14 protein-coding genes are annotated in these 12,865 nt (G+C 43.8%); 12 read left to right on the top strand and 2 right to left on the bottom strand.

The annotated features are described in order from the left end of the window. Positions 1–65 precede the first annotated feature (65 nt). The gene (locus BLP77_RS02405; RefSeq protein WP_245686783.1) at positions 66–1,667 is read right to left on the bottom strand and encodes an acyl-CoA synthetase; all 1,602 of its coding nucleotides are present in this window, start codon (positions 1,665–1,667) and stop codon (positions 66–68) included. A gap of 347 nt (positions 1,668–2,014) precedes the next feature. Between BLP77_RS02405 and mreB the strand changes: the two genes are divergently transcribed. From mreB to BLP77_RS15575, 7 genes are all read left to right on the top strand, one after another. Continuing rightward, a complete protein-coding gene (gene mreB / locus BLP77_RS02410) occupies positions 2,015–3,010 on the top strand; it encodes a rod shape-determining protein (protein ID WP_093855498.1) in 996 nt (331 codons plus the stop codon). A gap of 137 nt (positions 3,011–3,147) precedes the next feature. After that, a complete protein-coding gene (locus BLP77_RS02415) occupies positions 3,148–3,969 on the top strand; it encodes a flagellar hook-basal body protein (protein WP_093855499.1) in 822 nt (273 codons plus the stop codon). Between the two features lie 281 nt (positions 3,970–4,250). Beyond that, a complete protein-coding gene (locus BLP77_RS02420; RefSeq protein WP_093855500.1) occupies positions 4,251–5,081 on the top strand; it encodes a flagellar hook-basal body protein in 831 nt (276 codons plus the stop codon). 42 nt (positions 5,082–5,123) lie between these two features. Continuing rightward, positions 5,124–5,468: a DNA-directed RNA polymerase subunit beta gene (locus tag BLP77_RS02425; protein WP_093855501.1), complete on the top strand. Its 345-nt coding sequence runs from the start codon at positions 5,124–5,126 to the stop codon at positions 5,466–5,468. Positions 5,469–5,487: 19 nt separating this feature from the next. Then, complete coding sequence (gene fabZ / locus BLP77_RS02430; protein ID WP_093855502.1) at positions 5,488–5,928, top strand: 3-hydroxyacyl-ACP dehydratase FabZ; 441 nt, start codon at positions 5,488–5,490, stop codon at positions 5,926–5,928. A 104-nt stretch (positions 5,929–6,032) separates the two neighbouring features. Beyond that, on the top strand, positions 6,033–6,182 hold the full coding sequence (locus tag BLP77_RS15745; protein WP_176752934.1) for a hypothetical protein: 150 nt from the start codon (positions 6,033–6,035) through the stop codon (positions 6,180–6,182). An 84-nt stretch (positions 6,183–6,266) separates the two neighbouring features. After that, positions 6,267–6,554, top strand: coding sequence for a hypothetical protein (locus BLP77_RS15575; protein WP_143001386.1), 288 nt, complete (start codon positions 6,267–6,269; stop codon positions 6,552–6,554). Between the two features lie 45 nt (positions 6,555–6,599). On the opposite strand, the gene BLP77_RS02435 is transcribed toward BLP77_RS15575, so the two are convergent. Continuing rightward, positions 6,600–6,788, bottom strand: coding sequence for a YjfB family protein (locus BLP77_RS02435; RefSeq protein ID WP_186807126.1), 189 nt, complete (start codon positions 6,786–6,788; stop codon positions 6,600–6,602). 199 nt (positions 6,789–6,987) lie between these two features. Here BLP77_RS02435 and BLP77_RS02440 point away from each other — a divergent pair, with 199 nt between their 5' ends. The 5 genes from BLP77_RS02440 to BLP77_RS02460 are packed head-to-tail and all read left to right on the top strand — an operon-like array spanning position 6,988 to position 12,769. Further along, positions 6,988–7,473, top strand: a complete 486-nt coding sequence (locus tag BLP77_RS02440) for a competence protein ComK (protein ID WP_093855504.1) — start codon at positions 6,988–6,990, stop codon at positions 7,471–7,473. Between the two features lie 53 nt (positions 7,474–7,526). Next, entirely contained in the window at positions 7,527–7,961 is a 435-nt protein-coding gene (locus tag BLP77_RS02445) for a hypothetical protein (RefSeq protein WP_093855505.1), read from the top strand. A 43-nt stretch (positions 7,962–8,004) separates the two neighbouring features. Then, a complete protein-coding gene (locus BLP77_RS02450) occupies positions 8,005–8,841 on the top strand; it encodes a TetR/AcrR family transcriptional regulator (RefSeq protein ID WP_093855506.1) in 837 nt (278 codons plus the stop codon). Next, complete coding sequence (locus BLP77_RS02455; RefSeq protein ID WP_093855507.1) at positions 8,838–9,716, top strand: efflux RND transporter periplasmic adaptor subunit; 879 nt, start codon at positions 8,838–8,840, stop codon at positions 9,714–9,716. The genes BLP77_RS02450 and BLP77_RS02455 overlap by 4 nt, the downstream gene beginning before the upstream one ends. Beyond that, entirely contained in the window at positions 9,716–12,769 is a 3,054-nt protein-coding gene (locus BLP77_RS02460) for an efflux RND transporter permease subunit (protein WP_093855508.1), read from the top strand. The genes BLP77_RS02455 and BLP77_RS02460 overlap by 1 nt, the downstream gene beginning before the upstream one ends. The last annotated feature ends 96 nt before the right edge of the window (positions 12,770–12,865 follow it).

Here is a 12,865-nt window from a genome sequence, read left to right on the forward strand (position 1 = left end):
AACTTGCCCTCGAAACGCATGTACAGAACAAAAACCCCGAGCCTTAAAACTCGGGGTCTTAACCATTATGATTCATTTAAATCCTTATACGCCTCTCGCAAGTCACGTTTCAATACTTTCCCACTTGGATTTTTCGGTAGCGCATCGGTAAAAGCTACATACTTTGGAACTTTAAACTTAGACAATCGATCCTCACAAAATCCAATCACCATTTCCTTCGTCAGCCTTACACCCTCTTTTGGAACGACAATCGCTGTAACCGCCTCAATCCAATATTCATCTGGAATGCCGATAACGGCAACCTCTGACACACCATCTAACTGATAAATCGTCTCTTCAACCTCACGACTCGAAACGTTGACCCCACCCGTATTAATCATGTCCTTTTTACGGTCTACAATTGTAATGTATCCCTCTTCATCCATCACACCGAGGTCACCGCTATGAAACCATCCGCCACGGAAAGCTTCAGCCGTTTTTTCTGGATCATGCAAATAGCCTTTCATCGCATGAGGTGTACGGTGGACGATTTCACCAACCTCACCACGAGCCACCTCGACATCATGGTCATCGACAATCTTAGTCTGCATGTTTAATGACGGCTTTCCAGCAGACCCTAGCTTAGACAATTGTTCATCAGGCTGTAGCGCAGTCGCAAGCGGTGCGACTTCCGTTTGCCCATAAAAATTCCAGAAGCGGGCATTCGGAAGGCGCTCGGATAATTCCTTTAAAATTTCACGCGGCATAATCGCAGCCCCGTAGTAACATTTTTCAAGCGTTGAAAGGTCGCGACGGTCAAAATCAGGGTTGCGTAATAAAGCAATCCATACCGTCGGTGGACAGAAAAGCTGTGTCGTTTTCTCCCTTTCAATTGTTTCTAAAATCACTTCAGGTGTTGCTCCATCTAAAATAATCCCACTTGAACCAAGATAAATGCTCGGTCCCAAGAAACAATGCAGCTGAGCGCTGTGATAAAGCGGAAGCGCATGGATACAGACGTCATTTTCAGCCATATCACCATCGACCATACAGCTCACATACTCATTAATAATACTTTTGTGACTAAGCATTACCCCTTTTGGCTTTGACTCAGTCCCGCTCGTATAAAGCACATGTGCCAAGTCATCGTCAGCAATTTCCGTCTCCACAAAATCAGTAGGTTGTCCACTTCTCGCCATTGATAAAGGCATCCAGTCATCTAATTCAGGCGAATATTCAGATACATCCATTAAATAACGGAACTGAATATCAAGCTCCCCAGCCGATTGATCTAACACAGCCGCATATTCTTCAGATGCTATAAAGCCCGTTACACCAGCATGGTATAAAATATAAGCGACATCCTCAGCTGTTAACATGTAATTGACTGGAATCATGACGGCACCTATTCGCGCAAGGGCAAAATTAACCACGACAAAATCCATGCTGTTTTTAGACATGACCGTTATCATGTCACCTTTTTTCATCCCGTTTTCCCTGAAAGCATGCGCCGTCTGATTCACCCGGTCATCCAACTCCGCATACGTCAGACGCTCATCCTTGTATGCCAATGCAAACTTATCCGGAACACGCTCTCTCGTTCGCACCAGTAAATCCCCAAGCGTATTGCGTCTGGCACGCATCAACATTTGATTTAAATCCTCAGCCACATTCGTATCCGTTTGCATTCAACCATCCTTTCTAATTAATTTAAGAATATTCAGTAATTTAAGTGTAAGCTTATTGACCCATAACCACAATGACTGTAAATTAGCTTATTTAGTCGAAAAATGTTGAGTCAGAAGAGCCCCGCTGAAAACGAACATTTCACGGCATCGTACAAACTTGATTAAAAAAATGCAAATTACTATTGATGCTCATAAAGAAAGCGAAGTGTATTTCAACAGCGGTAGCCAATAACAATATTAATTGAGAAAATAGCCTTAAAAAAGAAAGTGACACTCTGCCCAAAAAATGATAAAATACTACAATAGAATACTATATTTTCGTACGTGTCAGGGGGATCAATTAATTCATGTTCGCGAGAGATATTGGAATTGACTTAGGTACAGCCAATGTACTGATTCATGTTAAAGGGAAAGGAATAGTACTAGATGAACCATCCGTAGTTGCTATGGATAAAAATACAGGCCAGGTCCTAGAAGTCGGACATGCAGCACGTCGCATGGTCGGCCGTACACCTGGAAATATTGCAGCCATTCGTCCGCTAAAAGACGGCGTCATCGCAGACTTCGACGTCACTGAGGCGATGCTACGCTACTTTATCGGAAAAATAAATGTTAAAGGCATGTTTTCAAAGCCACGCATATTAGTATGCTGCCCAACAAACATAACAAAAGTAGAACAAAAGGCGATTAAAGAAGCTGCTGAAAAAAGCGGTGGAAAGAAAGTATACTTAGAAGAAGAACCCAAAGTAGCCGCAGTAGGTGCTGGAATGGAAATTTTCCAGCCAAGCGGTAACATGGTCATTGACATCGGTGGTGGAACAACCGATATTGCCGTTTTATCCATGGGCGATATCGTCACATCAGAATCCATCAAGCTAGCCGGTGACAACCTCGACCAAGAAATATTGCAATACATTAAACGCAAATATAAATTACTAATCGGGGACAGAACCGCAGAAGACATCAAAGTTAACGTCGCGACTGTCTTCCCAGGCGCACGTAACGAAACAATTGACATCCGAGGCCGAGACCTAGTTTCAGGACTACCACGAACCATTACCATTGGCTCAGAAGAAATCGAAGGCGCACTACGCGAATCCGTCGCGCTCATCGTCCAGGCAGCGAAGACCGTCTTAGAAAACACACCACCAGAACTATCCGCCGACATTATCGACCGCGGTGTTATCCTAACAGGCGGAGGTGCCCTAATTAACGGACTCGACCAGCTCATGTCCGAAGAACTCAAAGTACCCGTTTTTATGGCCGAAGAACCGATGCACTGTGTCGCCAAAGGAACAGGCATCATGCTCGAAAACATCGACAAAATCGCAAAAATCGGCTAATTATATTTTTGAAAAGTTTTGCAAGCCATTTCATAGAAGCACAAAGACTAACCAAGGCAAGCGAGGACTTAACCCGCTTGTGGGAACGAAGGAGTCACGCAGCCTTGGCCTTACATAAACTTAAGGAGGCGCTTTAAATGCTAAGAGGCTATTACACAGCAGGAGCCGGCATGATTGCGCAGCAACGATACCAAGAAGCACTATCAAATAATATGTCTAACGCATTAACACCAGGATACAAAGCCGACCGTTCAACATTTCGCGCTTTCCCTGAGATGTTAATCAGCCGGATGGAATCATATGATATCCCAACATCCCAGGGGCTAAATCTCGCCCGAAACCAAAATGTTGGCTCGATCAACACCGGGGTTTACATGCAGGAAGGTGTACCATTATTTCAACAAGGTGATGTGCGTGAGACAGGCCTATCAACCGATTTAGCAATGATTAATGGTGATTTACCTGAAGAAACAGGCTTTCTATTTTTTACGGTTCAAAACGAAGACGGTGACATACGCTATACTCGTAACGGGAATTTCACCGTTGATGCAGAAGGCTACTTAACGACATCGGACGGTCACTACGTTTTAGATGAGAACAACAACCGGATTCAAACTGGAACAGAGGAATTTCAGGTGACCGAAAACGGTGAAGTCATCTCACCATTTGATAACACGATGATCGGTGTCGCGTATCATCCGAATGCGAATGACTTCGTCAAAGAAGGCGCGAACCTTTTCGCTAATGAAGGGGATGTTGCTGCTGTCGATGCACGTGCTGAAGCGGGTGTGAACTTCCAGGTCGCTCAAGGCCGGCTTGAACGCTCAAACGTTAGCCCAGAGGCAACAATGACAGAAATGATGCGATCGTATCGACTATTTGAGATTAATCAACAAGTTGTGAAAACGTATGACCAAAGCATGGACATCGCCGCTAACCAGATCGGGCGATTGAGATAATTTGGAGGACGACTTGAGATTTCTTATAAGTGCTTGAAGATTTCCTAAAAGTGCCCGAAGATTTCTCATAAATGCATGAAGAGTTCTCAAAAGTGCTCGAAGTTTTCTCAAAAATGCATGAAGAGTTCTCGAAAGTGGCCGAAGTTTTCTCATAAAAGCTTGAAGAGTTCTCAAAAGTGGCCGAAGATTTCTCAAAAATACATGAAGAGTTCTCATAAGTGCTTAAAAATGTTCCAAAACGGCTGAACTTTGCATTAAAAAAATAAAGGGGGCGCAAACCTATGCGTAACATGTTAAATGCTGCAACGACGATGGGGCAGCTACAACAGCGGATTGACTTAACGTCGAACAACCTAGCGAATACAGATACATATGGCTACAAATCAAAACAAGCACAGTTTTCGTCATTGCTTTTCCAACAGATTGATAATATGGCTGGGGGAGATGCGGAATCACCACGTCTGACACCGGAGGGAATTCGTGTCGGCTCTGGTGCAAGAATGGCTCATACGAGTATGAACCTTGACGTCGGGACGCTCCAGCAAACTGATCGCGCGTTAGATATTGCCATTCAAGATGCCAATCGTTTCTTCGTCGTTAATGCCCCTTTAGAAAATGGTGAAAGTGAATTACGCTATACACGCGCAGGGAATTTTTATTTACAGCCAGTGAATGACAACGAGCAAGTCATGTTAACGACAAACCAAGGTGTACCAGTTCAAGGGCAGGACGGTCCAATTTTGATCGATGGTGGCTTTGATGATATTGGATTGAACGAAAACGGAGATGTCCGTGTTACACGTGGTGACCAAACGGAAACAGAAGCGACACTTCAAGTCGTGGATATCGAACGGACACGTACTCTAGAAGCTGTTGGTGCGAACACGTATCGCTTAGATGAAGCTGAGCTTGGTGTGCCGATCGCCGACTTTGTCAATGACATCGCGCCTCAAGCGGCAAACCTCCATCCTGGTGCTCTTGAGTCGTCCAACGTCGATATGGCGAAAGAATTTACAGACCTAATAGAAGCGCAACGGGCATACTCCTTTAATGCTCGTTCGATTTCAATGGGTGATCAAATGATGGGCTTAATCGGAAGTATGCGCTCTTAAGCTATTACAGTTAAAACGTTTCATAGAATTGAGGTTTACCACATGACTTCAGAAGATCAAAATAACGATACAAGAGTTTTTAATAAAGGTGAATTAAAGCCGAAAAAAGCCGAAACCACCAACCTACCGACTAAGCGTCGGCAAGCCAAGCGTCAAAAGCAAAAAGAACGGCGCAAAAAACGAGAAGGAAAACTAGGCCGAATTAGAGGCCGGATTCGTTATATTCCGGTATGGCTAAGAGTCATTCTCATCATCCTCATATGTATGGCTGCCTTTTTTGGTGGACTTTCATTTGGCTATGCTGGTATCGGTGAAGGTGAAGACCCGAATACCGTTTTGGACTTAGACTTTTGGCAAGGTATGTTGGAATATATGCGTGGAAAGTAGCTACATAAGGAGGAAAACCATGTTAGATATCGAACAGATTAAATCGATTATCCCTCATCGTTATCCGTTTTTACTCGTCGATCAAGTCGAAGAGCTAGAAGAAGGTAAGCGCGCTGTCGGTTATAAAAATATCACGGCCAATGAACCATTCTTTCAAGGCCATTTTCCGGAATACATGGTCATGCCAGGCGTTTTAATCGTGGAAGCCTTAGCCCAGGTTGGTGCCGTTGCCATTTTACAAAAAGAAGAGAACCAAGGTAAGCTAGGGATGTTTACCGGTATCGATAAATGTCGTTTTAAACGTCAGGTAAAACCAGGTGACCGCCTCAAGCTTGAGGTTGAAATCATTCGGTTAAAAGGACCAATTGGAAAAGGAAAAGCTGTCGCAACCGTTGATGGTGACCTTGCTTGCGAAGCAGAAATTATGTTTGCAGTTGTCGATCCAAATGAAGAAAAATAATGAACTTGTCGCAGCGTGCGGCAAGTTTTTTTATTTTACTAGCCATTTTTTGCAAGGAATGATATTAACAACCTCTAAAATACTAATATTGAGGAGGTTTTTTTATGAAGAATAATAATAATCCAGGAGATAAAATAAATAAGGTAACAAAGGAGCTAATGAAAGAAGGCGTACCAAAACGGGCATCAGCCTTTGCCGCTTCTATGGGATATTTACGGTCTGAAAAAAAGAAAAATAACATTAAAAACGAATAATAAAATTTTTACAAATGTCATGATAAAACTTCAAAAAATGGTAACAATAGTACCGAGAGGAATACAACATTAGGAGGTTCAAAAATGAAACTAATTAAATTAATGATGACAGCTATTTTAGTTTTAGGAACACTAGGTGCCTGTGCCACTGACGAACAAGAGCCAGATCAAAATAACGAAGAGCAAGATGGTGGCGGTACTGATAACGGTGGTACCGGCGATAATGGCGGTAACGGTGGCAATGGTGGTAATGGTGGTAACGGAGGCACCGGCGGCAATAATGGCGGCGGTGAAGATGATCAAATGCAAGATGAAATGGATCAGGGAAATCAAAACAATAATGGTGGAAACCAGAACGAAGATGAAGAATAAAAAACATAAAAGAAGCTTTCGTCCAAAGACGAAAGCTTCATTTTTTTAGGCCTTCACATCAAGGTGATTGCCTAAGGTTGGATGGTCAACATTCACATCAGCAGATTCAATCAACTTTTCTAAGCCTTGCTGTTGAACCGCCATTTGGTCTTTGGCATGGCCCATCATGCTGACCCCCACTTGCTGTTTAAGCTGCGCCTGACTCATCACAACTGAAGCAGCAGCTACATCCATGTAAATCACCTCACTAAGCCCTTTCTTAATACATCGACAAAAATTCATTTTCATGAACCATATAGAGCCAAAGAACTAGAACATTTTCCCAAAAGTTCATCTTAAGAACCATTTTATGATGAAATTATATTCAAATAATTTTAAAATATTGTAAAATTATGTATAGATTTGAAATGAGAGATTATTTAGGAGGACACTTATGGGAGAGATTGTGAAAGTTGATGATTATTTTATTAGCAATCAAACGATGGTTATTGAACCAAACTATGATCCCATTTATCAAACCAAAATCCGTGAAAAAGACCAAATTCTCTTATGTAAAAAAACGCCCCTCAACATCATTGACTCATCCTGTATTCGCCAGGGCGGAGCAACGATGGATGGGAGAAAACGTGCCGTCGAAATTGTAACCAAAAAGAAGGTGATGATCCCGATTCCGATTGACCCGAGTAAAGGGATTATTTTTATGCCCACCAAAAAATTTCGCGACCCGGACTGCGAGTGGATAGCTTACTGTCATATCAAGGCATATGAACAAATCAAGGATTCGAAAAACCAGACGAAGCTTGTATTTTACAACAACGATACCTATCTAGTTGATTTACCTTTAAATCGTACGCAAAATCAAATCATGCTTGCCGGCCACGTCTTTGGCCACTTTCTTAAAGACCAATACATTTCGTAACAACAGCCCTAGCCTATTAAGCTGGGGCTGCTGATTTTTATGTATAGACCGCTATGCGATCTTTAACCTCTTATCATTGGGGAATCATCCCCTCTCAATGTGTAAAAACCTCCCGTCAATGGGGAATCAGCATCCCTCATTGGGGAAAAGATTTCCGTCAATGGGGAATCAGCGCCCCTCAATGGGGAAAAACCTCCCATCAATGGGGAATCAATGCCTCTCAATGGGGAAAAACCTCCCATCAATGGGGAATCAATGCCTCTCAATGGGTAAAAATCCCTCCTCAATGGGGAAAAATCACGCCTCAATGGGTAAAAACCACTCCTCAATGGGGAAACATCACCCTACATTGGGTAAAAACCACCCCTCAATGGGGAATCAACCCCCACATTGAGCAATCATCGCCACACTCTATGAATCCATATTCAAAAAAAGTTCATAATTGGATAAACTCACTATATTGTAAGCACTATAAAAATAAAGTATAGTGGGTAATGACTGACTGGTCATTCCATTAAAAAGGTGAGTTTAATGAATAAAAAAGAAAAACTTATAATAGAAAGCAGTATCGAGCTTTTTGCTGAAAAAGGCTTTCATGCGACATCCGTTCAAGAGATTGTCGATAAAGTCAATGTCGCAAAGGGTTCGTTTTATAATTATTTTCAATCGAAAGAGGATTTAATCGTCTCCATCTATGATTATTATTTCGTCATGATCATGGAAAAAATGAGTGAGGCGAGGGGTGAAGCTCAAAATCCGAGGGAAGCACTCACAAATCAAATCAGCATTTTATTCCAACTACTAAAAGACAATAAGCCACTGATTATGATGTTCCTGCGTGATCAGGTGCCGTTAGGAAAGGACGTCGAGACGTTTATGCTCCGGATGCGGCAGCAAAATTTTGAATGGGCGAAGGAAAATGTCCTGGAGATTTATGGTGAGGCGATTATACCGTATCAGTACGACGCAGCCATTTTATTAGATGGGATGCTACATAGCTATTCAAACTGTATTGTCGTCGATGAAGAAATGCTGGATCTTGAATATTTACCGGAATTTATGATGAACCGGTTAGATCATGTGTGCCATGGGTTAATCCAAAGTCAAGATCAACCGTCGATTAAGCGGCTGCCACAATTGTTTAAAGAGGAAGCTTTAAAGTTTAATAAAATCCGGCAGCTTATTTATAGCTTTGTGAATGACAATCAAGCAAAAGCGCTTGAAGCACTTGACGTGATTGAAGCGGAATTTCAGAAGGATAAACCGCAGCGCATCATTTTAGAATCCATGTTTGAACAGCTTAAAAAGTTTGATGCGTTGCATGATGAAATTGATAAACTTGAAAAGCAATGGAGTGAAGGCAAATGAAAAAAGTAATAGTGCTCTTATTAGTAGCTATGATGACATTAGTCGCTTGTAATCAAGAAACAAATGACGATGAAACAGAAAATCAAACAACTGAAACACCCGTTCAGGTGACATCAGTTGCTTTAACCGATTTCACGGAAGAACGTTCACTTATTGGGCGAACGATGCCGAGTGATCAGATGCCCGTTATGCCACAGTTTGCAGGGGAAGTCGATGCATTAAACGTCGAACGTGGTGACACGGTAGAAGAAGGTGACGTATTAGCCGAGATTCTTAGTCCACAGTATGGTAGAACAGAACTCGAAGCTCCAATGGACGGTCAAATTCAGCAGCTCAACATGGTGGAAGGCCGCCCGATTACAAACGAAAATCCAGCTGCCCTCGTCGTTGCGATTGACCCATTAAAATTAAACTTTAACGTCCCAGCAAATGAAGTGGACTCATTTGCTGTTGACGATGAACTAGAGTTTACCGTATCCCAATTAAATGAAAGTGGAACGGCGACGATTACGCACGTCGCTGACTCTGCAGGCGAAACGGGGATGTTTGCTATCGAAGCTGAAATTGAAAACCCGGATCAAAACATTCTCGCAGGCGTTACGGCTCAAGTTTCCTTAGAAAAAGTAATTGCTGAGGATACGTTGACCGTACCAACAGAAGCTGTGGTTGATCGCGGTGGGGAACGCGTGATTTTTAAAGTTGAAGAAGGTCAAGTCGTTGAAGTTCCAATTGAAGTTGTCGCGATGCAGTCTGAAAATACGGCGATCAAAGCAATCGATGACGGATCTCTCGAAGAAGGTCAAGATGTCGTCATTCGAGGACAATTAACACTCTCAGATGGGCAAGAAGTCCGCGTCGTTGAGGGGGATGAATAATGCGCCTCATCGAAACATCCATCAAACGTCCCGTCGGCGTCACGATGATCATCCTAGCTATTTTGGCGCTAGGGTTCGTATCATTCCGTAATTTATCCGTCGACTTATATCCAGATATAGACCTGCCGATTGCGGTGGTGGCGACTTCCTACGAGGGAGCGGCCCCGCAGGAAGTAGAAGAGCTCGTCACGAAACCGATTGAATCATCGGTTGCAACGATTGAAGGGGTCGAAACGATTCAGGCTCAATCACAGCCTGGAAGTTCACTCGTCATCATGATGTTTTCAACCGATACGAATTTAGATAATGCGCTGCTCAATGTCAGGGAAAGCGTCGATCAGATTAAAGGCTTTTTACCGACCGGCGCTAACGAACCTAGTGTTCTACGCTTTGACCCGCAACAAATGCCCGTCATGTGGGTCGGGTTAACTGGAGCGGATAAAGCAACGTTGCAAAATGTAGCCGAAAACGATATTCAACCGTTATTCGAGCGACAGCCGGGTGTCGGCTCTGTCTCGATTGAGGGTGGTGTGAGCGAAGAAGTTCGTGTCGTCCTCGATCAGCAGCGCCTAAATCAGTTTGGATTGTCATCGCAACAAATCATGCAGTCAATTCAAAGTGCGAATCAATCCATATCAGGTGGCGTCGTCTCACGCGGAACACAGGAACTCCAAATTCGTATTTTGGGCGAATATGATTCCTTAGATGAAATCCGCCAAACGTTGATTCAAACACCGCAGAACGAATTTATTCGTTTGAACGACGTCGCAACCGTTGAACGTGCAGAGACTGAACAAACAGGTTTGTCTCTCGTAAACGGTGAAGAATCCGTCGTCATGAACATTTTGAAAAAGACCGATGGCAATACGGTCGCCGTTTCCGATGAAATTCATAGCGCCATGGAGGATGTGCGCGAGAATTTACCAGAAGGCGTAAAACTTAATACGGTTTTTGATACGTCACAGTTTATTCGCATGTCGATTGACTCTGTCGTACAAAACCTATTACTTGGGGCTTTATTTGCAGTATTAGTCTTACTTTTATTCCTAAAAAGCTTCCGTGCGACACTCGTTATCAGTTTATCGATTCCGATTGCAGTAATTACTACGTTTACGCTTATGTATTTTACCGGTGAAACGGTGAACGTCCTAACGATGGGCGGACTCGCGCTCGGGATTGGTATGATGGTCGACAGCGCCATCGTCATACTCGAGCACATCGTCACGTATCGTGAGCGGGGTTATTCGATGATTGAAGCGGCAAAAGAAGGGGCATCCGAGATTGCACCAGCCGTCATTGCCTCAACGACGACCACGTTAGTCGTGTTCTTACCAATCGTGTTCGTCGAAGGCATCGCATCAGAAATTTTTACACCGCTTGCGATTACTGTAGCGTTTGCTCTAATCGCATCACTCGCAGCATCCTTAACGATAATCCCGATGCTGTCATCTAAGATGCTGAAAAAATTAAGCGCCGGGAACGGACGTCGCTATTGGTTTGACCGCTTATTAGATGGTGTGATTCGCGTTTATCAAGGGCTACTTCGTGGCGCACTAAGGTTTAGAAAAACAACGATACTTGTAACATTCATCGTGATCGCGAGTAGCTTGGCTCTAATTCCGCGACTCGGCCTAGCGTTTATTCCTGAAGCGGACCAAGGCCAAATCGAGATTACGGTCACAACACCATCAGGCACCAATCTCGAAACAACATCTGATGTGGTTGACCGAGTCAATACGATTATGGAAAAAGATGAAGATGTCATTGAATCGAGCTACGTATCCGTTGGTGGCGGTGGATCGATGGGAATGGGCATGACCGCCAACACCGCTTCGTATATGATCCAGCTCGTACCACAGGATGAGCGCGATTTAACGACAGAAGATGTCATGCAAAAATGGGATTCACAAGTTCAAGACATCGCCGGAGCTGATATTTCGGTCAATGTCCTTGGCGCAGGCATTAGCACTGGTGACCCAGTCCAGATTCAACTGCAAGGCCCGGATCACGATGTTTTATCGCAAATTGCAGACCAAGTCGTGACCGTGATCAGTGATGTCGAAGGTGTGCATAACGCAGGCTCATCAACTGATGAAGGCCGACCTGAAATGCAAATTGTCGTCGACCGAGAAGCGGCCGCTGAATTTGGCATGACCTATCAGCAAGTGATGGGACAGGTGAGCTCTCAATTAAACGGACAAATCGCCACGCAATTTAGAACCGGTGGCAACGAGTTAGACGTACGTGTTTTAACACCAAAAGAAGAACGTGATACCATTGAAGAAATCGAAAACTTGAAGATCATGACACCAACGGGCGAACAAATCCGTTTAGAAACAGTCGCGTCACTCGAACAAGTGAGAGGACCAGTGACGTTAACCCGCAGTAATCAGCAGCGCCAAGTTGTCGTCTCGAGTGGGCTAGTCGGACGTGATTTAGGAAGTGTCATGACCGATATTGAGGATCGATTAAGCGGTATGGAATTCCCTGAAGGCTATAGCTATTCCATCGGTGGTCAGGCAGAAGACATGATGGAGGCATTCGGCGACCTAGCCTTAGCGTTAGTGTTCTCGATTTTCCTCGTGTACGCAGTCATGGCGGTTCAGTTTGAAAACTTCTTACACCCATTCATCATCATGTTCTCATTACCAACGATGGTGATCGGGGTGATTCTCGGACTATTCGTCACGGGACTACCGTTATCGATTCCAGCGTTCATTGGGGTGATTATGCTCGCCGGAATTGTCGTCAACAACGCTATCGTGCTCGTCGACTATATCAATATTTTACGACGAAAAGGCACGGAGCGTTTTGAAGCAATTCTCGAAGCTGGTGGAAACAGACTGCGTCCGATTTTAATGACATCCCTAACGACCGTGTTAGGTATGATTCCATTGTCATTAGGACTCGGGCAAGGTGGCGAAGCGCAGCAACCATTAGCCGTGGTCATCATCTTCGGTTTAATGTTCTCAATGCTGATCACCTTAGTCTTAATCCCTGTTGTCTACACACTGTTTGACGACCTATCAAGAAAAATTTTAAGAAAATCATAGAAGGTTGAAGAAGGAAGGCTCCCGCTTGTGGCGGGAGCCTGATTTTTTGTTTTTTTGGGCTGGGTGCATGAATCCCCATTGAGGAGCGATTTTTGC

Origin of the sequence: Tenuibacillus multivorans, from assembly GCF_900103915.1 — a bacterium.
GTDB classification, from domain to species: domain Bacteria; phylum Bacillota; class Bacilli; order Bacillales; family Alkalibacillaceae; genus Tenuibacillus; species Tenuibacillus multivorans.